At 45.9% G+C, this 24,012-nt stretch carries 18 protein-coding genes and 1 pseudogene; 9 read left to right on the forward strand and 10 right to left on the reverse strand.

Going from position 1 to position 24,012, the window contains the following annotated elements; translation table 11 throughout:
• Positions 1–16 precede the first annotated feature (16 nt).
• Entirely contained in the window at positions 17–1,417 is a 1,401-nt protein-coding gene (locus tag NGM62_RS19035) for a tetratricopeptide repeat protein (protein ID WP_262249885.1), read from the reverse strand.
• A gap of 180 nt (positions 1,418–1,597) precedes the next feature.
• On the opposite strand from NGM62_RS19035, the gene NGM62_RS19040 reads away from it, so the two are divergent.
• The 3 genes from NGM62_RS19040 (at position 1,598) to NGM62_RS19050 (ending at position 5,797) form a co-directional block, all read left to right on the forward strand.
• Complete coding sequence (locus NGM62_RS19040; RefSeq protein WP_262249886.1) at positions 1,598–3,037, forward strand: alanine/glycine:cation symporter family protein; 1,440 nt, start codon at positions 1,598–1,600, stop codon at positions 3,035–3,037.
• A gap of 282 nt (positions 3,038–3,319) precedes the next feature.
• On the forward strand, positions 3,320–5,098 hold the full coding sequence (locus NGM62_RS19045; RefSeq protein WP_262249887.1) for a TrkH family potassium uptake protein: 1,779 nt from the start codon (positions 3,320–3,322) through the stop codon (positions 5,096–5,098).
• 12 nt (positions 5,099–5,110) lie between these two features.
• The gene (locus NGM62_RS19050) at positions 5,111–5,797 is read left to right on the forward strand and encodes a potassium channel family protein (protein WP_262249888.1); all 687 of its coding nucleotides are present in this window, start codon (positions 5,111–5,113) and stop codon (positions 5,795–5,797) included.
• Positions 5,798–5,845: 48 nt separating this feature from the next.
• Here NGM62_RS19050 and NGM62_RS19055 read toward each other — a convergent pair whose 3' ends face one another.
• Positions 5,846–7,162, reverse strand: a complete 1,317-nt coding sequence (locus NGM62_RS19055) for a DUF389 domain-containing protein (RefSeq protein WP_262249890.1) — start codon at positions 7,160–7,162, stop codon at positions 5,846–5,848.
• Between the two features lie 163 nt (positions 7,163–7,325).
• Here NGM62_RS19055 and NGM62_RS19060 point away from each other — a divergent pair, with 163 nt between their 5' ends.
• Positions 7,326–8,174, forward strand: a complete 849-nt coding sequence (locus NGM62_RS19060) for a mechanosensitive ion channel family protein (protein WP_262249891.1) — start codon at positions 7,326–7,328, stop codon at positions 8,172–8,174.
• A 21-nt stretch (positions 8,175–8,195) separates the two neighbouring features.
• On the opposite strand, the gene NGM62_RS19065 is transcribed toward NGM62_RS19060, so the two are convergent.
• From NGM62_RS19065 to NGM62_RS19080, 4 genes are all read right to left on the reverse strand, one after another.
• On the reverse strand, positions 8,196–10,226 hold the full coding sequence (locus NGM62_RS19065) for a BCCT family transporter (protein WP_262249893.1): 2,031 nt from the start codon (positions 10,224–10,226) through the stop codon (positions 8,196–8,198).
• A 122-nt stretch (positions 10,227–10,348) separates the two neighbouring features.
• Complete coding sequence (gene gyrB, locus NGM62_RS19070) at positions 10,349–12,307, reverse strand: DNA topoisomerase (ATP-hydrolyzing) subunit B (protein ID WP_262249894.1); 1,959 nt, start codon at positions 12,305–12,307, stop codon at positions 10,349–10,351.
• Positions 12,308–12,434: 127 nt separating this feature from the next.
• A complete protein-coding gene (locus tag NGM62_RS19075) occupies positions 12,435–13,115 on the reverse strand; it encodes a response regulator (RefSeq protein WP_262249896.1) in 681 nt (226 codons plus the stop codon).
• A complete protein-coding gene (locus tag NGM62_RS19080; RefSeq protein WP_262249897.1) occupies positions 13,105–14,178 on the reverse strand; it encodes a sensor histidine kinase in 1,074 nt (357 codons plus the stop codon). The genes NGM62_RS19075 and NGM62_RS19080 overlap by 11 nt, the downstream gene beginning before the upstream one ends.
• Before the next feature lie 107 nt (positions 14,179–14,285).
• On the opposite strand from NGM62_RS19080, the gene nhaA reads away from it, so the two are divergent.
• From nhaA to NGM62_RS19105, 5 genes and pseudogenes are all read left to right on the forward strand, one after another.
• Positions 14,286–15,485, forward strand: coding sequence for a Na+/H+ antiporter NhaA (gene nhaA / locus NGM62_RS19085; protein WP_262249899.1), 1,200 nt, complete (start codon positions 14,286–14,288; stop codon positions 15,483–15,485).
• A gap of 36 nt (positions 15,486–15,521) precedes the next feature.
• Positions 15,522–16,367 (forward strand): alpha/beta fold hydrolase, encoded by an 846-nt coding sequence (locus tag NGM62_RS19090; protein WP_262249901.1) that lies wholly within the window; start codon positions 15,522–15,524, stop codon positions 16,365–16,367.
• A gap of 38 nt (positions 16,368–16,405) precedes the next feature.
• On the forward strand, positions 16,406–17,248 hold the full coding sequence (locus NGM62_RS19095) for a universal stress protein (RefSeq protein WP_262249903.1): 843 nt from the start codon (positions 16,406–16,408) through the stop codon (positions 17,246–17,248).
• Positions 17,249–17,523: 275 nt separating this feature from the next.
• On the forward strand, positions 17,524–19,764 hold the full coding sequence (locus NGM62_RS19100; RefSeq protein ID WP_262249904.1) for an inorganic phosphate transporter: 2,241 nt from the start codon (positions 17,524–17,526) through the stop codon (positions 19,762–19,764).
• A gap of 864 nt (positions 19,765–20,628) precedes the next feature.
• A pseudogene (locus NGM62_RS19105) lies at positions 20,629–20,838 on the forward strand (JAB domain-containing protein); the annotation flags it as partial.
• 139 nt (positions 20,839–20,977) lie between these two features.
• On the opposite strand, the gene NGM62_RS19110 reads toward NGM62_RS19105, so the two are convergent.
• From NGM62_RS19110 to NGM62_RS19125, 4 genes are read right to left on the reverse strand one after another with little or no spacing between them, the layout of a single operon-like run.
• Positions 20,978–22,663: a HEPN domain-containing protein gene (locus tag NGM62_RS19110; protein WP_262249908.1), complete on the reverse strand. Its 1,686-nt coding sequence runs from the start codon at positions 22,661–22,663 to the stop codon at positions 20,978–20,980.
• A gap of 4 nt (positions 22,664–22,667) precedes the next feature.
• Positions 22,668–23,072: a hypothetical protein gene (locus tag NGM62_RS19115; protein WP_262249909.1), complete on the reverse strand. Its 405-nt coding sequence runs from the start codon at positions 23,070–23,072 to the stop codon at positions 22,668–22,670.
• On the reverse strand, positions 23,062–23,472 hold the full coding sequence (locus tag NGM62_RS19120; RefSeq protein WP_262249911.1) for a hypothetical protein: 411 nt from the start codon (positions 23,470–23,472) through the stop codon (positions 23,062–23,064). Before NGM62_RS19120 ends, NGM62_RS19115 begins: the two co-directional genes overlap by 11 nt.
• On the reverse strand, positions 23,435–23,821 hold the full coding sequence (locus tag NGM62_RS19125; protein WP_262249913.1) for a hypothetical protein: 387 nt from the start codon (positions 23,819–23,821) through the stop codon (positions 23,435–23,437). Before NGM62_RS19125 ends, NGM62_RS19120 begins: the two co-directional genes overlap by 38 nt.
• Positions 23,822–24,012 lie beyond the last annotated feature (191 nt).

Here is a 24,012-nt window from a genome sequence, read left to right on the forward strand (position 1 = left end):
CTTAGATGGATTGACTTCAAAAAAGAAATATTGGGCTTTTTAAGGATTGACTATATAGACCAGCTACTTGGTTTAACGCATTTACGTAATAGATGTCATTACGTTGGGCAAAGTCGTCGATTGTTACCACATCGGGTTGGTTAACCGGCTGGTCTAGTAAGACCGATATCCCGTTAAGCACTAATTCTTCGGCTTCGGAAAATCGCGCCAACTGCTGCAAAACATCGGCTTTCTTGAAATACAGGTTAAGCAAATTGAACTCACGAATATCCATTTCGCCGCCAATCCGAATGGCGTGGTCGAGGTGCGACAACGCCGTTTCCATATCATGTTCAGCATCCAGGCAATAGCTGACCAACTGGGAATGGAAAATCATTTGGTTATATTGGTCGCCAAGCCGGATGCTTTCCCGCATACCCAGGTCGAGGTACTGTTTTTTTTGTTTCCGTTCAGCAAGATTGTCATAATCTACCAACGGAGCAGCTGCGTGGCTGATTGCGGTGAGCAGATAAGCAGAAAACCGCTTTTGGTCATCCCCGTTCATATGCCTGAAATGTGTACGTAGGCTGTCCAAATGTGCCAGTCCTCCCGCTTTGTCGCTGATTAAATCCGTGTACAATATGTTCAAGCGATGCTTTTCAACCTGGTAAAAGGATTTGGGTTTCACCGTTTCCATCCCCTTGTTCCCGCTTGCGAAGCCGTCTTCAGCAATCCATTGGTCAACGTTTAAATTAATGGTCGTAATCAATTCTTCCGCAGCTTGCTTATCCCCATATTGCCGATATAACCGCAACAAGTTGCCGTATAACGAAATCAGGTTACTTTTGTCCACATCGTCGATAGACTCCCAAAGGGCTTTTGCTTTTAGGTAACTCTCTTTTCGCTGGGTAAAATAACCCGTATTCGCATGTGCAACGCCGATATTATTGTAAGCCAATGCGATGCCATTGCGCACATCCTGTTCTTCGGCATCGTTTATCGCTTCATAGCGTGCTATGGACCGATGGAAATAATCGATGGCGTGTAAATACTGCTCACATTTATCATATATATACCCAATATTGTAGACGAGGTCGGCTTCTTTCCTGGCCGGCAGTTCACCGATAAACGTTGCTTCACATGCTAAGGCAATCGGCAAGGCTTCCTCCCATTTACCTTGGTTGCCGAGGTTGAGATATTGCGCTTCATACTCGTCATACAGTTCCGACAACAAACTGTCGTACGGATGACTTGCCGTCGGCGTGGCAGTCAGCAGGTTGTTCATGCGTTGCTTTATCGCCGTTTCATAATCGCCTTTGGTTTTCCAGCTATCCGTTTTACTTAGCTGCCCGTGGGTGTACGCATATGAAAAAAAAACAACGAATAAAAGCAAACGAAGCTGAAAGGGTTTGAATATAACATTAGCAGGTCTCTTCATGATAGATTACGCGAATCTAAGATAATTAATCGGTTTTACCAGTCGAAGGACGATTGAAAAGAGAATTTCACTTTTCGGTTCAACAGCGCATTTGTATACTTATCCTTAACAAATACGCTGCTCATGAGAATTTGTATATTAGCGGCGGACCTTCCCAACATGCGACGAAAAAGTCAAGGTATGGAACAAATATTAGAAGCACTAAACAATATTATCTGGAGTGACGCATTGGTTTTTTTATGTTTGGCAACGGGCATTTATTTCTCGATTGCTACCAGGTTTTTACAGTTGACGAACCTGAGAAGCATGGTTAAACTGCTATTGGGAGGTTCTGCATCCAAGAAAGGGGTATCATCATTCCAGGCGTTTGCCCTTGCGCTGTCGGGCCGCATCGGTACAGGCAACATTGCCGGTGTAGCCACGGCGATCGCTATGGGTGGGCCCGGTTCCATCTTTTGGATGTGGCTGATTGCATTTTTGGGTAGTGCCTCTGCTTTCATTGAGGCGACGCTCGGCCAGATTTATAAAGAGGTAAAAGACGGACAATACCGCGGCGGACCGGCGTTTTATATCGAGAAAGGATTAGGTGTAAGATGGTACGGCATTGCCTTCGCCGTCGCAACAATTTTGAGTACCGCTGTGTTTCTTCCAAGCGTACAAAGTAATAGCATTGCCTTAAGCATTGATAACGCGTTTTCGATTCCGGTGCACTATACGGGCATTGGCTTGGTTGTCCTATTGGGACTTATCATTATCGGCGGCGTTAAACGCATAGCCAAGGTAGCACAGGTGGTGGTGCCTTTTATGGCCGGTGGCTACATCCTGTTGGCAATCCTTATTATCGGGATGAATATCGGCCAGATTCCGACTGTTTTCGGCTTGATTATCCGTTCGGCTTTCGACGTTGAACCTGCTTTCGGTGGAATGATCGGGATGGCTATTGCTTGGGGCGTGAAGCGTGGCATTTATTCGAACGAGGCGGGCCAAGGCACCGCACCTCATGCTGCCGCCGCTGCCGAAGTGAGCCATCCGGCGAAGCAGGGACTGGTACAGGCGTTCTCCGTCTATGTTGATACGTTATTCGTGTGCACAGCGACTGCATTGATGATCCTATTTACGGGAAGTTTTAATGTACATCATCCGGAAGGGGGGTTCGTAGTGCAACACTTGCCGGGAACTGAAATCGGGCCTGTTTATACACAGCAAGCTATTGCACATCATTTCCCGCTTTTGGGCGCACCTGCCGTCGCCATTGCCCTACTTTTCTTCGCATTTACTACTATTCTGGCCTATTACTACATGGCCGAAACAAACCTAAGTTATCTGGATTGTAAAGGGCGCCATAAATGGGCAGTTTGGATACTCCGTATTTTAATTTTGGGGGCCACGTTTTACGGTACGATAAGAACAGCGGAAGTCGCGTGGACATTAGGGGATATCGGGGTGGGCCTAATGGCATGGCTCAACTTGATAGCAATCCTTCTTTTACGCAAACCCGCCCTGCGAGCACTCAGAGACTACCGCAAGCAAAAAAAGGAGGGGAAAGACCCCAAGTTCCATCCGCGTCTTCATGGGATAAAACGCGCGCATTTTTGGGAAAAGACAGGTGGGAAAGAATAATAGAGTTGCGCAGGTTTCTGACGTTCTTTGGAATCGCTACCTATCTTAAATGGAGTTTGAGCGGATAGTTTATGTAATACAGTGACGATTTAAAAAACATGAAGTTATTTGGGGGCTCTTAATACTTTTCCTGTAAAAATAACCACTATACATATCACTTGTATATAATTGGCAACTTGTCTAAGTTTGCAACCATGGACGAGTTCACCCGTTTCCCCGCAATAGTGACAGCGTTTTCATTTTGCCTATCTGAGGAAGAAAGAGTTATGCAATCGCACGCCAATGTTTAGCAACATAAAATACATCTTCAAATACAGGGAGAAAGCGGTGGATCGAGCAATGCTTTACGTGAGCTCCGCTTGTGCAGTGGCCCTCCTGTTCCATCTAGGGTACAATACAGACAAAGCCACAGCAAAATACTTTGAAGCGGCAATGCCCTGGGTGTTTTATGGATTACTGATGCTCAGCGTTGCCCGTACCGGCTTGTCTATTTTTGCCAATAGACGGGTCATGCTTTCTCACTATGGAGGCATCACGCTGGTCATTTATTTCGTATTAATTAGTATCGGCAGAAGCACCGGTAACGACTTTTTTGATTTTTTACGACAGCCCGAATGGCTGCATTTGGGCATTTTCGCTGTTTTCCTTACCGATTTATCCAAAAGCAGCCTGTTTTTCGACAATTTCTATTTCAATCCGACCATCCTGTTCGTCATTAGTTTTTTAGTGCTCATTTTCATTGGCACATTATTGCTTATGCTGCCTAGAGCCAGCGACGGGTTTTCATTGAATTTTGTCGATGCGTTGTTTATGGCTACCAGTGCGGTCTGCATCACGGGACTCTCCGTAATCGATCTGTCAACGGATCTCACGCTATTCGGTCAAACCGTTTTAATGATGCTCATACAGGCCGGAGGTCTCGGTATCATGACCTTCACCGGCTTCTTCGGGTATTTTTTTACCGGCGGATTCTCCTACAAAAACCAATTGATGTACAGTGAGATTCTTGGACATAATAAGGTGGGGTCGGTCATCAACACCTTATTCAAAATTGTGTTTATCACGCTGTTTTTTGAAGCCATAGGAGGGGTGTTGATTTATTTCAGCATGGACGCTTCGAATTTCGCGTCCAATGGCGAGCACCTGTTCTTTGCTGCGTTCCATGCGATTTCCGCTTTTTGCAACGCCGGATTTTCAACGGCAAGCGACGGCATGCATAACCCGGCATTGCGCTTTAACTATAACCTGCAGTTGGTCATTTCAATACTATTTATTCTTGGGGGGTTTGGTTTTGCCATCGTATTGAATACTTATGTATTCGTAAAACGGTGGATAATCAACATTTTCAAGCGTATTTTCTTTGGAAAATCCTTTATCTACCGCGCATGGGTTATCAGCTTCAATTCCAGGTTGATTGCTTGGATTACACTGATATTCATCGTCTTTGGCACGGTGACCACGTTCTTTCTGGAGCGCGACCATGTGTTGGCGGCCCACCCCACTTTATGGGGCAAATGGGTGACCGCTCTTTTTACTGGGACTTCGTCGCGAACAGCCGGTTTTAATGTGATTGATATGGATGGCTTGGCTTTCCCTACCATTATGCTCACCATGTTCTTGATGTGGATCGGTGGCTCCCCAGGTTCAACAGCGGGAGGTATCAAAACGACGACTTTTGCGGTGGCCTTTCTTAATATAATCAGCTTAGCCAAGGGGAAAGATCGACTGGAAATCTTTAAACGCGAGATTTCTCCAGGTTCCGTCAACAAGGCGTCTGCCATCATTATGCTTTCCTTGTTGGCTTTGGGGGTATCCATCTTGGCATTAACCTTTACCGAACCTGACAAGGATCTGAAGGATATTGCTTTTGAGTGCTTCTCTGCTTATGCCACCTGTGGGCTTAGCTTGGGCATTACTCCTGAGTTAAGTGATGCTGGCAAGATCATCATCACCACGACGATGTTCATCGGTCGTGTTGGCTTACTGACATTGCTGGTAGCACTCATCAAAAATACCGGGACTCGTAATTTAACATATCCAAAAGAAGAGATATTATTTTAAACAAGCACGGTTATGAAATATATCGTTTTAGGACTAGGCAATTTTGGCACCTCATTAGCCATCCGGCTAACCGAACTCGGGCACGAGGTCATCGGAGTGGATAATAAGATTGGCAAAGTGGAGCAACTCAAGGAGAAGATCACGCACACGGTCTGTCTGGACAGTACAGATGTTGATGCCGTTAGTGCGCTTCCCGTGAAAGACGCAAATGCAGTAATTGTGGCCATCGGGGAAGACGAGGGGGCGTCGCTGTTGACTACAGCACTGCTTAAACGGCTCAAGGTAAAGCGCATCATCGGCCGGATTGTATCCGATCTACAGCGCACCGTGCTGGAAGCAATGAATATCGATGAGTACATCATGCCCGAGGAAGATGCTGCCGGCCGACTGGCCATGCGTTTGGACAATATCGATATCGTCGACTCCTTCAAGGTATCAGACAATTACAGTATCATAGAAACCAAAGTGCCGGGCAAGTACGTGGGAAAGACATTGAGGGAGGCCAATCTAACAAACAAATACCGCGTTATTGTGCTGACCACCATCAAAGCTATAGAGAAAATAGAGGGCGGAGAAACAAAAATTTGCAGTGAGGCAACAGGTATAGCCAAATCAGACACCGTACTTGCTGAAGGCGATATTTTGGTGTTGTTTGGTGAGATGAAGGATATTAACCGGTTGATACAAAAGAGTGAATAATTGCTACTTATATGCATCGGTGGGACGAGCCTGCGTGATATAACGTCCCTAGGGCGCTAGCTCAATATAAACTTTTACCGAATCCTTAGCTAGCCTAGACTTGAACCAATCTTCGATTTGCTCGCGTTGCCCACTGGTTTTCTTAAGGTCATTGGTGCCCACAAAAAGACTGGGATAGCTTGCTGTACGTAGCGAATCACCAAATACAACCTGTTCAGCCATCCCGCAAGTCACCACTTCCGGAAACAGCGGTTTGAGCTCGCCGAGCAATTGCCGGCCAAACTCCCGTTGCGTTCGCAGGCTATCCTGTACGCTCAGGCTTTTCTCCAAATCCTGCCGAAGTCGGCTGATTTCCGATTGTTGCCTGTCCATCACCACAATCCTGTCGTCCGATTCGTCCACTGAAAACCCCTGTTGGATGCTTACTGACGCGCCTTCGAGCCGGTAATAGCGCGTTTTGGCGGCCACCTCTGCTTTCACGTGTTCGGGAATCAGCCTACCGCCATAAACCAGGCTGATCGTCTTCTTGGATGCATCCACGTCCGATCGCAGTAGGTAGTCTCCTTCGATATACGTGTCATTCCGGATATATGCATTTGCCTCCTGCACAAACCGCTCTTGCTGTACCAGCACGAATCCAAAATAAATGCTGGGCACCATGGTTACCGTCACAATGACGCTTACCCAGCGATTTGCCGATTTGCGCAATCCTTCTTCTGCAGGATGCCAAATCGGGAACTTCAGGAAACGGGCGGTAATCAACGTCGCTACGCCGATGAATACCGTATTGATGGTAAACAGATAAAAAGCGCCGAAGAAATAGGTCCACGCACCGTTAGCCAACCCATAACCCGCGGTGCATAGCGGGGGCATCAGTGCGGTAGCGATGGCCACGCCGGGAATCACATTTCCCTTCTGTTTGCTGGATATCGCCACGATACCCGCCAACCCGCCAACCAATGCGATGATCACATCATAAATATTGGGGCTGGTGCGTGCCAGTAATTCGGAATGTGCTTCGGATATCGGGGTGATTAAAAAGTACAAGGTCGAAGCCGACAGGCCCGCAAAAACAGCAAAGCCGAAATTAGTCAATGATTTCCGCAGCAACGCAAAGTCGTAGGTGGCCAAACTGTATCCCATGCCTAGTATGGGTCCCATCAACGGCGAAATCAACATAGCGCCGATAATGACGGCCGTCGAGTTGACATTGAGGCCTACACAGGCAATCAGGATGGCAAAAATCAATATCCAAAGGTTTGTACCTTTGAAGTAAATCCCTTTTTCCACGGTATCGTGGATGACATCGTGCGACTCCTGTTCGGACCTGATGTTAAATTTCCGGGCGATGTCGTTCAGCTTCATGGTGCTTTTTTTGTTTTCCGAACAAACATCGGAAAAACGATTTTGGTTTTCGAACCTAATTTTGATTGATTTGCAGCTTCAAGCTCATTTTGATTTTGGTATATGGCCGATTATTGATAGCTTTGAACGAGTTACAAATCGTTAACTAAAAATCACAACAGTTATGCAAGATACAGCAATGGAAAACATCCAGGGACAATGGGATACTTTGATGGCTTCAGCCATCGCGTGGGCGCCGAGGATCATAACGGCAATCGTATCCGCGCTGCTCATCTATTTGATCGGGTCGTGGCTTATCCGTTTGATTAAACGCTTTACTGCAAAATCCTTCGAACGCAGGGAACTCGATGTCTCATTGCAACGATTTCTGAATAATCTGATTAGTTGGGTATTGAATATTCTGCTGTTCATTGTGGTCGTCACCCAATTGGGCGTGCGAACCTCGGCTTTTGTGGCCATCATTGGTGCTGCGGGACTGGCTATCGGTCTGGCTTTACAAGGCTCGCTGGCCAATTTTGCGGGAGGGGTACTCATCCTTGTTTTGAAGCCCTTCCGGGTGGGGGATTTCATCGAGTCGAGTTCGGGGGTATCGGGAACCGTCAAGGAAATTGATATTTTTAACACAAAGTTAAATACTCCTCAGAATCAATTGGTCGTCGCGCCAAACGGGGAACTATCGAATAGCAGCGTAACAAACTATACCCAAATGGGGACCCGCCGTACTTGGTTCAACATCGGCGTGTCGTATTCTGCAGACTTGAAACGGGCGAAAGACATTTTGCTGACCGTGATTAAAAAAAATGAACATGCTTATTCCGAACCAGCACCGCAAGTGGTGGTGACGGAACTCGGTGATAGCGCCGTGAACCTCTCTGTACGGGTTACCACGGCCAACGAAAACTTTTGGGCTATGCAGGAGGAACTGATCATTGACTGCAAAGCGGCGCTCGATGCGGCTGGGATTGAAATCCCTTTCCCACAGCGGGACGTACATCTGTACCAAAAAGGATAAATGGGTTGTTTGCAGAATCGTTCATCGGCGTTTGGGCGGCGTGGCTTTAAGGCTATTATCGGTAAACAGTTCGTTCTTAATTTCTGACGATAATTCCAGAAAACGCTCGTACTGTTTAAGCACGTCTGCAATGACTTCTTCTTCCATAAAATACTCGATGTTGTAACCGGTACGATTGTCCCCGAAATATGTTTTTGGGACGTATGTCTGACTACTGTCGGCGTCGGGGATATTCCCTTCATTGATCAGGAAGTCGGAAATGGTTTTTTGCTGGCAGCGTACCCCATATTTGAAATCGTCGATCTGTTGATGCTTGATTGACAATGCTATCCAAGTATAGTCGTCGGCCATTTGCACGTTGGCCGATACACTCTTTTCGTTGAATTCCGCAGCCAACGCTTCCAGTGCCGGACTTACCGTATCGCGGATAAACCCGATAACAGCCTTCCTGCCTTTGAATGACAAAACACGCTGCAAACGTTCCTTCCAGTGGGCGCCCGACCAATTCTCCGCGGCATGGGAATACCCTTTGGCGTAGTAGTTACGATCGATAATCAGTCCCTGAATCAGGCTGTAGCAAAAGAGCAACATGATGATAGAAAAAGGCAGGGCGGTTATCAGCGTCATCGTTTGCAGGGAGTTCAACCCACCAGCATTCAGCAGCACCAATGCCAGGATAGCCAGTAATGCACCCCAAAACACCAGTTGCCATTTGGGCGACTTGGCGGCGTTCTTGGTAGCAATACTGTTCATCACGAATATGCCCGAATCCGCAGAAGTTACAAAGAAGATGAAAATAATAAATATCGCCAGCACACTGGTCAATCCGGCCGCCGGAAAGAATTCCAGGAACTTGAATAACAATTCGTCGGTCCGATCGGCCATACCACTTAATAAGCCATCCAATTCATTCCTATCCAGCAGGGTAGCACTGTTTCCAAATATGGTCATCCATAAGAAATTAAAAGCGGTGGGAATAATAAGCACGGCCCCGATAAACTCACGGATGGTCCGCCCGCGGGAAATCCGCGCGATAAACAGGCCCACGTAAGGAGACCACGAAATCCACCATGCCCAGTAGAGGATGGTCCAACTGAAGAACCACGGATGCAGGGAGGGCTCATAGGCATGGGTATTGAATGTCAGGTTAAAAAACTCGTTGATGTAATAACCCAACCCTTCAGAAAACGACCCCAACAGAAAAACGGTCGGCCCCATCACTAAAATAAAGAGCATAAGTAACACCGCCGCCACGATATTCGTCTGGCTCAGTATTTTCACGCCTTTGTTGACGCCGGAGGTGGCCGACAAAATAGATATGCCCATGATAACCGCCACGATTGCTATCTGGTAGCCGAAGCCGCGGCCGTTCAATGCGCCGACCTCCACGAGGCCGGCATTGAGCTGTACCACACCGAATCCCAACGTCGTGGTGATACCAAAAAACGTACTGCAAAGCGCAAACGTATCGATGAGGTCGCCCGCGGGACTGTTAATTTTATTTTTGAGAATCGGATAGAAACAGCTGCGGAGCGATAATGGAAGCTTATAACGGTACGAAAAGTATGCCAGTGATAGTCCAACTACCCCATAAATCGCCCAGGCGTGTATGCCCCAATGGAAAAATGTATAAAGCTGCGCATCCCTCGCCCTGCTAACCTCACCGCGCTGGGCGAATACCGGGTCAGCAAAATGTGAAATCGGTTCAGCCACACTGAAATACATCAATCCGATACCCATGCCGGCAGCAAACAGCATAGAAACCCACGAAAAAAAGGAATACTCGGGCTTCGAATCGTTATCGCCCAATTTAATTGAGCCGAATTTACTGAGCACCAAAAAAAGCAGAAAAAACACAAATAGCGTTACCGCCCAGATGTAGACCCAGTTAAGGTTCGTGAAGATAAAGCCCTGTACCTGTCCCAACAGCACAGCCGCCCGGTTCGGAAAGAAGCTGGAGATAAACGAAACCGATAAAATAAATGCCAGGCTCGGAATTACAATCCCTTTTTTAAAAGTACTGTTTGCGATAAAGCGGGGTAATTTTTTCATGGTCTGTTTTTTTGGCCGTTATTGTGCAATCTTTAAACAAAGTTAACGTTCTTGCCGCAATACCGTATCCACCGCTTTGTCAAACAGATTGAGCAATGATAATTAAATTTTGGAGTGCCTATCTACACGTCGATATTTGCATATTTCGCGTTTCGCTCAATAAATTCCCTGCGCGGGGGCACCTCATCTCCCATCAACATGGAGAAAATGCGGTCACATTCAGCTGCGTTCTCGATGGTCACCTGTCGCAAGATGCGATGTTCCGGGTCCATCGTCGTTTGCCACAACTGTTCGGCGTTCATTTCGCCAAGACCTTTATAGCGCTGCACGCTCACTGAGTCATCCTTCCCTGTACCTTTCAGGCGCTGGACAGCCGTTACTCGCTGATCTTCGTTCCATGCATACTCAGACGCTTTACCTTTTTTTAACTGATAAAGCGGCGGAGTCGCGATATATACATACCCGTTTTCTATCAGCTCCTTCATATAACGAAAACAAAGCGTTAAGATCAATGTAGCGATATGTGAGCCATCGACATCAGCATCCGTCATGATAATAATTTTCTGATAACGGAGCTTTTCCAGATTCAGTGCTTTAGCATCTTCGGCTGTACCAACGCTTACCCCAAGTGCCGTAAACATATTCTTGATTTCTTCGTTCTCGTAGATTTTATGCTCCATTGCCTTTTCGACATTGAGTATTTTCCCCCTTAATGGCATAATCGCCTGGAATCTGCGATCACGCCCCTGCTTGGCTGTTCCGCCGGCCGAGTCTCCCTCAACGAAATATATCTCACATTTCTCGGGGTCATTATCCGAACAGTCGGCCAATTTCCCCGGAAGACCTGATCCACCCATTACCGTTTTGCGCTGTACCATCTCACGGGCCTTATACGCCGCGGCACGGGCTTGCGCTGCAATGATAACCTTCTGTATAATGGTTTTGGCCGCTTTAGGATTTTCCTCAAGATAATCGCTCAAAATCTCTCCGACCGACGCATCTACAGCGCCCATGACTTCATTGTTGCCCAATTTGGTTTTGGTCTGTCCCTCAAACTGAGGTTCGGCAACCTTTACGGAAACCACAGCCGTCAACCCTTCCCGGAAATCATCTCCGGTAACGCCGACTTTCAAGTTTTTCAATAAACCAGATTTGTCTGCGTAAGCTTTCAAAGTGCGTGTCAATCCCCGCCGGAAGCCCGATACGTGCGTTCCTCCTTCAATCGTATTGATGTTATTGACATAAGAATGTACGTTCTCCGCGTACGTATCGTTGTATTGCAGGGCCAACTCAACAGGAATACCTTGTTTTACACCTTCCGCGCAAACAGGCTCAGGAATCAATGGCTGGCGTGTGCCGTCCAGAAATCCCACAAACTCCGGTAACCCGATGGTTGAATGGAACACGTCAGATTTTTTCGCGCCACCTTCATTGGTTTCACGCTCGTCGACCAGCGTTAGCTGAACGCCTTTATTTAAGAAAGCAAGTTCACGCAACCGATTAGCTAACGTATCATAGTTGTACATGGTCGTCATCGTGAAGATATCCGGATCTGGACGAAAAGTAACCGTCGTTCCGGTAGTATTGCTCTTCCCTATTTCCTTGACATCGTACTGAGGCCTCCCCCGTTCATATTCTTGCTGAAAAATCTTACCCTCGCGGTGCACCACAGCAGATAGATGAATGGATAATGCGTTTACACACGAAACCCCTACCCCATGCAAACCGCCGGATACCTTGTACGTGTCTTTATCGAACTTGCCGCCGGCGTGGAGCACGGTCATCACCAGTTCCAATGCAGATGTGCCCTCCTTCCCGTTGATGCCTGTCGGAATACCGCGCCCGTTATCTTTTACGGAGATCGCATTATCGGGGTGGATGGTGACCTCAATCGTTGAACAATATCCTGCTACGGCCTCATCGATAGCGTTGTCAACCACCTCGTAAACCAAATGATGCAAGCCTTTGGTGCCTGTATCCCCAATGTACATGGAAGGTCGCTTGCGAACAGCCTCCAAACCCTCAAGAACCTGAATATTGTCGGCAGAATAGGTCGATGTGCTCTTATTTTCTTCGTTCATAAAACCAGATTAATATGAGTACTCGTTGATATCAAAAATATGAATTTTCCTGCGTATAATCAACGGAAAATGCCTTTTTCTCTAGCCAATTTGGACAAGAAAATCGTCATCACACCAACGAAGTCACTTATTGAAAGCGGTAACCAACGCCGCTTTCCGTGATGATATGCCTGGGTCTGTTGGGGTCATCTTCCAGCTTTTTACGAAGCTGCGCAATAAACACCCGTAAATACTGCGTTTCTGCCTGGAAGCTGACGCCCCAAACTTCTCTAAGCAGGAACTGGTGGGTTAGCACCCGCCCCTTATTGCTCGCCAACAGGGCAAGTAAGCTGTACTCGGTCGCGGTCAGCTTCAAAACGTCACCGGAACGCATAACAAGCCGTGCACCAAGGTCAACCTCCAAATCCCCCGCTTCTATAAGCTGTGTATTAGCGTTAGTGTCGTTATAGCGAATAGCCGAACGTAAGCGGGCTAACAGTTCGCCCACGCGGAAGGGCTTGGTCAAATAGTCATTTGCCCCATTATCCAGAGCTCGGACAATATCGTTTTCGTTATTTTGTACGGATAGAATAACTACCGCCCGGCTATACCATTCGCGGAGTTTACGGAGAACCTCGTGGCCACTCATGTCGGGCAAACCCAGGTCCAAGAGGATTGCGTCAGGCAGGTGGCTGGCGGCCATCTGTAACCCCTCCTTTCCGGAAGCGGCCTGTTTTACCAGGTACCCTTTGCCAGCCAGGTTGATTTCCAGCAACTTTCTGATCTGCGGTTCGTCGTCTATGATTAATACGGTCGGCTTACTCGTCATCTTTCTCACTTTTTAAATACGATGTTTCTGCCGGAATCATGACGGTGAACGTAGTGCCCTTGTTAAGATAGCTCATCACTTGTACGGTGCCACCATGCGCCTCCACAAACCCCTTTGCAATTGATAACCCCAAGCCCGAGCCGCCGGTCCCGGAGTTGGGTAGGCGGTAGAACTTTTCAAACACCCGACTTATTTCCGGTTCGGGTATCCCATTTCCGTTGTCGCGGATGCTGATCCATAAATGTGTTTCATCGTAGGCCGTGGTGATATGGATGGTGGAATGTTGCGGCGTATAGCGTATCGCGTTGTGGATGATGTTATTTAAAACCGTTTCCATGAGTCCGCTATCCAGTTTAAAAAGCGGTAATGTTTCATCAGGGTCAAAAATCAACTCGTGCGTATCGGTGGCATGGAGTTTGTGGATAACCAGAAAAACGAGTTCATTTACATCACACCAATCCCTTTTTAACTTCAATGTACCTGTTTCGAGTCTGCTCATATTCAGCAGATTTTCCACCTGGTTGTTCAGTCGGGTACTGGCTATCTCCATTTCGGACAGCAACTCCATCCGTTGTACGGACTGAATCGTGTTGTCCGTTTCCTTTAAGGTATCGATGCTGCCAATAATCGTCGCTATGGGCGTTTTCAGTTCATGGGAGAGTGAGTTGAGCAACGTATTGTATAGCTTGATTGTATTTTCCTTTTCTTCCCGATCGCGGATTTTCTTTTCCTGGTTTCTCAGCCGGTTTGTGAGGACGGCATTGACCGATGCAATAAACAGGTAAACTAAGAATAAAAGCACGCTTTCGGTATCGGTGATTTTGTAATGCGGTATGGGCTCAATGAAAAAGATATTGAGCAGGATCGCGCTTAATAGCGCGGCGGCAAGTACGGGGAGGATGTCAAAAAGTACGGCCAGGATGGATACGGCAACCAACAGGAGAAGGGCTACCGCGCGATAGTCAATCAGGTCGCCAAGCGCATAGCAGGCCACCGACAACAGCGTGACCGATGTCATGCCAATCAGAAATTGACGCATTTTATTCGTTTTCTTAGCTGACATGCCTTGGGGGTTCATCCGTTACAAAGTTAGACACCGATACATAAAGATTTTATAAAGATATCATTGAGCACTTAAATTTCACGACCATGTTTGGTATTTTTAGCGGTATGAATACACTGATAAATCTAAGGCCTTTTCGGGAGTTTCTGAAATCCGGCTCGGCGGGAGGTGTAATCCTGCTATTCTGTGTGATTATCTCGCTCCTAATAGCCAATTCCCCCTTGGGTGTCCATTATGAACGGATCCTGGCATCTGAATTGGGAATGCATACCGAACAGATACACCTGCGCTATTCCGTATTGCTGTGGATCAACGATGGGCTGATGGCCATCTTTTTCCTGATGGTGGGCTTGGAGATCAAACGGGAATTGGTGGAGGGCGAATTATCCTCGCCAAAAAAGGCGGCCCTGCCGATATTCGCTGCTATTGGCGGCGTGCTTGTGCCAGCCTCGATATATGCTGTTTTCAATGCAGGAACACCAACGGCAGCGGGGTGGGGTATTCCTATGGCTACCGATATCGCCTTTGCTATTGCTGTTATCACCATGCTGGGCAAAAAAGTGCCCGTCTCACTCAAAATCTTCCTGGCCGCATTGGCCATCGTGGACGATCTCGTCGCGATATTGGTCATCGCCATTTTCTATACTTCCGAGCTCCATTTCACTTACTTACTTTACGCCGGTGGGATATTTGCATTGTTATTGGTATTCAACCGCCTTGGTGTGAAGAAGCTCTATATGTATTTGATACCCGGTGTTTTTATCTGGTATTTCGTCCACCATTCGGGTATACATACCACCATTGCGGGGGTATTGGTCGCCATGACCCTGCCGACCACGCCCGATGCGAAGGAGTCTCCGCTTGAGAAACTGGAGCATATGTTGGTGAGGCCGGTCAATTTCCTCATTATGCCCCTATTTGCCTTGGCCAATACCAACATCCGGTTCCAGCAGGAGATGTTCCATGGATTATTTACGCCGCTTGGATTGGGGATCATACTCGGGCTGCTTATCGGAAAACCAGTGGGCATTACACTCATTTCATGGATAGCCGTTAAGCTACGCATGTGTACATTGCCCGATAAGGCCGCTTGGATACATATCGTTGGCGTGGGGTTACTGGCAGGTATCGGCTTCACCATGTCTATCTTCATCGCCCTGCTTTCATTTACAGGCCAGGAACTTTTGATGGCGGAAGCCAAGTTTTCGGTACTCGTAGCGTCCTTGTTATCTGGACTGCTCGGTGCGTTTACGCTTTCGATGGTTTCCCGTAAACAAGCAGAACCATCCCCAATGGACACTACATAAACATTTCCGTTGTAGCGATTAAGATAGAAGAGCATAATGGGCGATACAGCGAAACAAATAATGGAGACTCCGATCGGCTCCGTTGAGTACACGAGATACGGAAAGGGTGAACCCGTCCTTTTTTTTCATGGTGGACATTCCAATTGTTTGGATAGACTCTCCCATCTGGGATTCGATCCTTTAGCATATGAGCTTATCACGCCATCTCGGCCTGGCTATGGAAAAACCTCACTGAAAAGCAACGAATCACCGGAAGCGACGGCACGGCTTATCGCCATGTTTTTAGATCAATTGGGTATTCAGCAAACCATCGTTTGCGGAATCTCAGCGGGCGGACCTTCAGCAATCGCCTTTGCCGCAATATATAAAGAACGGGTAAGGAAAATGATTCTGGCATCTGCCGTCTCCACGAAGTGGCTTGAGAAAATGGACAAAACCTACCGGCTGGTCAAAATCTTATTTCATCCCTACGTTGAATGGTTGGTTTGGTCGCTTGTATACGTTTTAGCGACGGATGCCCCTAAAATGTTGGCCAAATTGTTTTTTAATCAATTCTCGTCGGTAGAGGGCCACCTGATCACTTACGGGGAGTCAATCAGGTTGGCGTGTGCCGTGCAGCGTTATCGTTCAGGGTATGGCTTTTTGAATGATATGGCGCACGTACCGGATGACAGGCTGATTGATCGTGTCTCCTGTCCAACACTTATCCTGCACAGCAAATTTGACCAAAGCGTACCGGTAAGCCATGCCCTACATGCAAAAACCCATATCTCACACGCGTGCCTGGAACTTCTTGAAAACCCCTGGGGGCATATGCTCTGGGTTGATAGTGGCCGAGGTATGGTCAAAGAAAAGATTGAAGATTTCCTTGGTAGCCATTAGCCTACCATAATTTATTACTTAATACAAAGCTTTATCAAATGAAGACGACCATATTAGTACCCACGGATTTTTCAAGCAACGCACTCGCGGCAACCCAATATGCAATCAAGCTGGCTAAAGAATTGGCGCTGGATATCCATATCCTGCATGCATATATGGCTTTCCATTCGGCATTCCAAAGTGACCTCGCAAACCAAACCGATGAAAAGCGGGCGACATTGGGAGCGCAGAAGGGTATGCAAAGCTTCCTGCAATCATTTGGGCAGTTTGCAGATAAGCCAGGTATATCTTCAAGCGAGGTCAAAGCGGATTTGGTAGAAGCGGTGAGACGTTATACCGCGGATAATGATACCCGGCTTATTGTCATGGGTACACACGGCGCTTCGGGAATGAAGATGGGGTTGCTTGGCAGTAATACGTACGACATCGCAAAGACGGCCGTTGTACCCCTATTAATTATCCCGGCCAGTACAGCGGTTACCGGTTTGGAAAATGTCGTCTTTTTTACCGATTACCAGGACGGGGATGAAGAAACATTGAAGGGCTTGATTTCCCTGTTCGGTCGTTCCATCCGGCGATGTACCCTTGTGCATATACATGAAGGACACACAGCTCCGGAGGCTGCTGATCACGAGAAACTGGATCAGTGGAGGACACGCTTGGAAAGCGCTTCGGGGTTTAAAGGGCTGGCTGCCGAAATGGTCCATGGGAAAGAAAGTGTAGAGATTGTCGATGAAACCATTGATAGGCTTCAGGCCACATTGACCGTTTTGACCTTGGTGGGCGGAAGAAGTTTTTTTGAGAAGCTAGTCCACAAGAGTCTAGCCAAAGCTATTATACATCAGCCGAAAACGCCGGTATTGTTGATCGCCGGCAATTGAATATGACGGTAAAGGTGGCAAATTATTCGGTGATATTGGTGAGTTTCATAATGCATACTATTTTAGCGAATATGGTTTGTTTGATTCGATAAGCATAGTGAAAAGGCAAGGTTTTGTTTGATATGTCGCTTTTCAATCCGGTATTAACGTGTTTAAGAACCATATGGCTGGACTGGCGATGCTGTACGTCGACCCAAGCCGAATTTATTATTTCGTTAACCAAAAGATAATAATAGGATTACATTTTTGTCTTTTTAGAAATAAACAAAGTACCCATGGATTATATGTTGTTTATAATAGCGACATTACTCGTTCTGGCTATTGCAGATTTAATCGTAGGAGTGAGTAATGATGCAGTGAACTTCCTGAACTCAGCTTTGGGCAGTAAGGTCACCACCTATCGGAATATCATCATCATAGCCGCCATGGGAATCATATTGGGTTCTTTTTTTTCCAGCGGAATGATGGAAATCGCCCGTAAAGGTATTTTTCAGCCACAACATTTCACCTTCGATAAAGTAATGTGGATATTCCTGGCAGTAATGCTCGCCGATATTGTTCTGTTCGATATTTTCAATTCACTGGGCCTGCCGACTTCAACGACCGTTTCCATTGTCTTCGAATTGTTGGGGGCCTCGCTGATTGTCGGCTTCCTGTTTGCCGCAGAGAAAGGTGAAGCTATCGGCGAGGTAATGAAATATATCAATGCGGAGAGTACATTTTCAATCGTCTCAGGGATATTTTTGTCCATTATCATTGCATTTGCCGCCGGTGTGTTGGTCCAGTTTGTTGTTCGTTCGGCATTTTCATTTCAGTATGAGAAAAGGCTGAAAAGTCTGGGTGCGCCGTTTTCGGGTATGGGAATTACCGTGATTGTCTATTTCTTATTAATAAAAGGGCTTAAGGGTACCACGTTACTGCAAGGTGGATGGGTTGATACGCTGTATGATAACATCGCCTTGGTGTTGGTGGCGATACTTCTAATTGCGACGGCAATCTGTCTGTGGCTCCAAAAGCAATATCGTGTGAACCCACTTAAGATTGTGGTGTTAGCAGGTACGTTTTCGCTTGCAATGGCCTTTGCCGGCAATGACCTGGTCAATTTTATCGGAGTGCCTATTTCGGGGTTACTCGCTTATCGAAACTGGTTGGATAGTGGCGTAGCAGCCGATGCATTCTATCAGGATTATCTGGCAACAAGTGACGTGCTTGCACCCAACTACATGCTATTGATTGCAGGTGTCGTGATGGCATTGACCATCTGGCTGAGTGCGAAAGCTAAAAAGGTCTCAAACACAGAGATTAATTTGGTTAAGCAGGATGAAGAAGGGAGTGATGATCGATTCAAACCCAATAATGTATCGAGAAGGGTGGTGAAAACCGCGATGCTTTTAGGCAATGTAATTTACATGTTTATACCGCGTAATGTAAAAAGGCGGTACAACCTGAGCTTCGAGAAAGATAAATTGGCCAAGGCCACCCGCGTGGGAGAAGATGCGCCCGCCTTCGACTTGGTACGAGCGGGAACAAACCTTGTGTTGGCAAGTATATTGATAGCGTGGGCGACATCCCAGAAACTTCCGTTGTCAACGACCTATGTGACATTTATGGTCGCAATGGGTACATCTTTGGCCGACAAGGCTTGGGGGCGCGAATCGGCCGTCTATCGGGTCGCGGGGGTCCTTAGTGTAGTGGGAGGATGGTTCGTCACTGCACTGATTGCGTTTTCCGTTGCCGGCGTTTTTGCCTTGGTGATCTATCAGGGGATGCTAGCAACCGTTTTGCTTTTGGGCGGCGTACTTGTATATATCATCATATCAAACATTAAATTCGCTCAGAAAGAGAATAAGTCAAAGACTGAAAAGAGCAGACTCAGTTTATTGGAAGAGCCGGATCTTGATGTATATATCCGTAGTAAAAAAGTGCTGGTCACAATGATTATTGAAATAAGCCAACACTACAATACCATTTTGAATGGCATACGCAAAGGGGATGCTTCAGCCATCAGGAAGACCGATAGGGAAGTCTTGGACTTAATCAACTACACTTATAAATTGAAACGGAATAGTTTACGGGCTATCCGGCAACTTGGCGCTGCGGACCGCCGTTCGGCAGAAGTCATTGTTTACGGTGCTGACCTGATCCAGGATATGCTTCAATCCACCAAATTCCTGAGTGCAGAAAGCCATCAATACCTTGAAAATTTGCATGCACCTCTAGCAAATGGCTTTATCGACACGCTGGAAGGGCTGGGGGCCAAGATGGATAATTTCTTTACCCTTGCCATAAATGAGTTGAATGAAGAAGACGGGCCGAATGTTCCTTCGCTTCGTCGAACCCGAAACCAGATTCGCACGTTTATCAACACTAATCTAGGTAACGAATTGGATAATATCCGCCGTAAAAATATCGGAAGCAAACAGGCCTTGCTACAGACCAGTATTTTCCTTCAAAGCCGTGATATACAAGCCGTGCTTTTTAGGGTATGTAAAATTTATGGAAAATTTGAGAATTGAATTCATTCATTTAGGGGTGCTTTCCGTGAATGTGACCATTGAAAAATGAATTATATTGTACTTACGGTTATGGTAAAATCTATTAGGCTTAATTTGTATACACATAGGCCAATACCGAAACACCCACAAACAAGCAATGCAGCGACAAATATGCAGCTAGCAATATATTAACATCCGATAACGCAGTTTTAATCTATTCAAAATGGGAAATGCAAAGAAAAGTACATTAAAATTGATCCTTCAATCTTTGATTGTCTTTGGAACCGTCGCTGCCGTAATGTATTTTATGGGACTGTTGGAGACTTTTGGCATTATTGGCTTCTTCCTGACCGTCTTGATAGTGACATTGATGATTATATTTATTTTCCTTTAACGGGTATTGTTTGACATTTAGCTGAGTCATAGAGCGAAAGCCTTTATCAAGTAACATTTGATGTCGTATTCGATATGTTGCCTACTATAAGGTATAGGGGTAACAAAGGTACAACACCATATGTGCCTCCTTGTACCGAACAGTACCCTAACTCATAATCAAGAACCACCCGGTTCACCAACCCCATTTTTTGTGGGAAAGTCTTAATCCCGGCGCCAATTTCAGCCCTGTACTTCGGGCGCTCCAAGAAATTCCGGCATAAAAATATCCCAATCACATCCCCTCATTTATTCTGTTGTTTTTTGGGCTTGCCCGCACAGTGCTGATGGCCGAACCATAATTCATTCATTCTATCACTTTAAAGCAATTCAATTATAGTAGCCACGAACACAAACATCCGGAAACACACTATTGCAGAAGTTGAGCTGATCTAAAAAAGCACCGTCAAACCTTCCCAAAGGCCAAAGGTCACCGGTTCCAGACATACCTATGAGGTGCTGCTTGAAAGCTGGGACACTGGCAAGATTGAATTCGTAGAGCAGTTCAAGATATTGCTGACGAATAATGCGAACAAGGTACTCGGTATTTATGAAATCTCAACAGGCGGCGTTGCGGGAACGATAGCCGATCCCAAGGTTATTTTTTCTGCCGCGGTGAAAACTAATGCATCAGGCATCATTTTGGCTCACAACCAAACTTAGTTGTTTCTTTACACCTTGCCGGTAGTAATCAGCGGTGGTCCCCTTTGCATGAACCACTTTGATAGAGCGATAAGGGCAAGCAGCGCTAAAAAAGTCGCTGGCGATAACCGCCAGCGACTCATATGAGGCTTATGATTGATCAGCCCCGGACTAGGTTGCTGCATTCTTTCAGAAAGCGCTCGCACCGTCTATCATAGCGATAAGCCTCGTCCCAGCCGACCATAGACCAACCCTGATATCGGGTGTTTTTCACGGTTTGTGCGAACTCATCAAAAAGTAACTTCTCCTCTTCGGTTGAACGCGGAAAGATATCGTTCGGAAAAGCCCAAAAACTAGCGCATAAGCTATATAAGTGCTTGATATTGTGTTGGTATGGTTTATATCCACAGAAATATTCCAGCAGCCCCAAACACGCTTGCTCGATCGCTTGGTTATAAAGCAGTACCTTTATCGAAACCTCTTCCGAATTGTCTATGGCTCGACCACCGTTATAAAATCCACTTGCATTATCCTCCCGATCATACCATTTCATTTGTGCTTTATTTTGTTCCTCATCGGTACGTACACCATTATTCTCATGGACGGTCAAGTCCAGCGAATAATTTTCGGTACAAAATAGCGGCTCGACATATCGCAAAGCCTGATGAAAGAATGGACTGTTCTTGTTGAGCTGCTTTTTTATCTGCTCCTGTGTAAACGAAAGTAAGAGTACGGAAACTCCGGTAGCTTGATTGATGAAGGCTTGGATATTTCCGACTTGTTCCCGGATATCACTTTCACTGACGATAAGCAAATCATAATAATGGTCTGTAATATCCTGAATTCCGTCTTTCGCATTAATGCCCTGTATTTCAAAGCGCCTTGCCCGACTGCCGAATAAAAAGACACTGATATTCACATCAACCCGGGATTGTATGTGATTCAATACGCTTTCCAACGGATTGTCCTTATCGTACTCGAAAACTCCTTTTTGTTTGGAGTTAGACGGCTCCGCGTCAAGTTCAAGAATTTCAACCTTCGAAGCCTGATGCTCCTCGAAAGCTCGGATAACCCGCTCGAAGATGCTTTCAGCCGTTGATAATATAGCTTCCATCTTATGCTCCAATTGAAGCAGTGTATCCAAATCAACTTGAAAGTTATCTTCATAACGGGTTGCCCGGTAAACGTCCTCCAATACCTGAAGCAGGTGGATGTCCTCATTTTTTCCGTCATCGAAAATAGCCGGATAAAAGGCACATGCTTCTTGCAGGAAACGATGATGGCAACGGATAGAATGGGTGATGCGTTCTTTGGCCGTCAGCAATAGCTCAAGATATCGATACGTCAGCTCGATGGTTTGATGAAGCATGAACGCAGCCATCGCATATTTCTTCTGTTCCTTGAAATGAAAATATCCATCCCTAAATTCGTCTATTTTCCGGGACTCCCTACTTCGCAAGGCGTTCGCTAACTCCAAGCATTTCTTAGAATCAAGATTGTCGGGTATCGGATTAAAGTCGGACGCATCCTTTTGGTATGCCAACTTATCGGGCTGACAGGCGGTAAACAGAAAAAGATTACCCTCCCTTATTTTATCCTTTGCCTGAAAGGCTACATAACACAACACACGATAATCGCCGAAAGCTTTGATGGTATTGACCATTTTCGGCACCAGTTCGCCTAGGTTCTTCACATATTTATTTGATACGAGGATAACCAGTTCACGATATGTGGGAGTGTTATCGTACGCATTAAGGTAAATGCTTTCGATATCGTATTTTTCTGTCAACCCGTTTATTGCTTCAAATAAACAGCTATCCACATGCGGATTTGCGTTCTTTTGCATTGTATTAGAATTTATATCCAAAATATTTCTTTCTTTCCGCCTGATTGATGATGGCGTCATTTTTTGAGATGTTCTTGATTAATTCGAAATGCCATTCCGTGTAGAATTGGTCGAGTAACTCAAATTTGCCGTCTATACTTTCGAGTTGATCAGTAGTGTCCCATACGATTGTCTGATAATCCAAATACTTCTCCCTGATTTTTTTCGCAGGAAATGGTCTACTGTTTGGCCTCATTTGAAACTCTAGGAAAAAGGAAGTTCCAAATTGTTTCTCATTATCCGCCTTTCCAGAATAGTATTCAGGAAGTGACACGGATTCCACAAATTGCTGAATCACCCTTTCGGGCTGCTCGTAGTATAGATCGCAGGCCAAAAGAAAGCCCTGCGGCATGAATAGTTCAACTTTCATATTGCTCTTGGTTTATTTTATGTCCGGATGCCTTATATCCAGGAATGTACGCCCTATATAAGTCCCTGTATTCAATCAATTTTCGGCGTGCGTAATCTTCCAGTTCTGGTTGCTCCAAATTTTGATCATTCATCATTATTCTATCAAATTCTTCCATAAACTCTTTTGCAAATCGATAGTAAATTGAGGCCCAGAGACGATTACTAACATTCTTTTTAGCATATAGGTAAATTAATCCGGTTGCTGCCCTATTTGGATCTATCGGGTATGAGCTTAATAGACGAGGAAAGGACACGTGATCGATAAAATACTGGATTGCATGTTCCGGATGAAAGCCGGCTAATTCACAAAGGATTAAAAAATCATTTGGAAGATCTAGCGTTATTTTTCTTTGGGCCATAATTGAAGTGCAGTTTATTAAACAATCGGTTAATATAGTTTTGGTATTCAGGGGAATGCAAGACCATTCCGCCTTCTTCTTTTAGTTGTTTTACTTCATCGAGCGCTTTAAGAGCGAGTTTGCTGTTTTTCTCGTTCACGTTTCGGTCTTGGGACAAACACCAGAATAGGTAAACACAAAAGAAAATTTTTGTAGCCTTGAACTCGATAGTGTTATTCTCATCGTGTGTAGCTTCGAATAGTTTTACATTCCTGGTGTAGCATTTTATTGCTTCTCTAACATCCACGTGCATTGTTTCGCATGTCAGTAGGAAATCATCGTGGAGATTTAATTTTACTGTAATTCTCATAACGCTCGCTTTTTTGACAATAAACTGTTCATAATTTCTATGGGTTAGTAATTTTCAAGTACAGATATATCGTCCTGTCGCCTATTTTTTTCAAACCAGCGTTTAAACCAGTATTCGATATACATATGCTTGTTTTTCCAAAACAGTTTGTAATACTCCCCTAATCCTGGGCCAGCGGTTTAGTTAAAATT

Origin of the sequence: Parapedobacter soli (genome assembly GCF_025460835.1) — a bacterium.
GTDB lineage: Bacteria > Bacteroidota > Bacteroidia > Sphingobacteriales > Sphingobacteriaceae > Parapedobacter > Parapedobacter soli.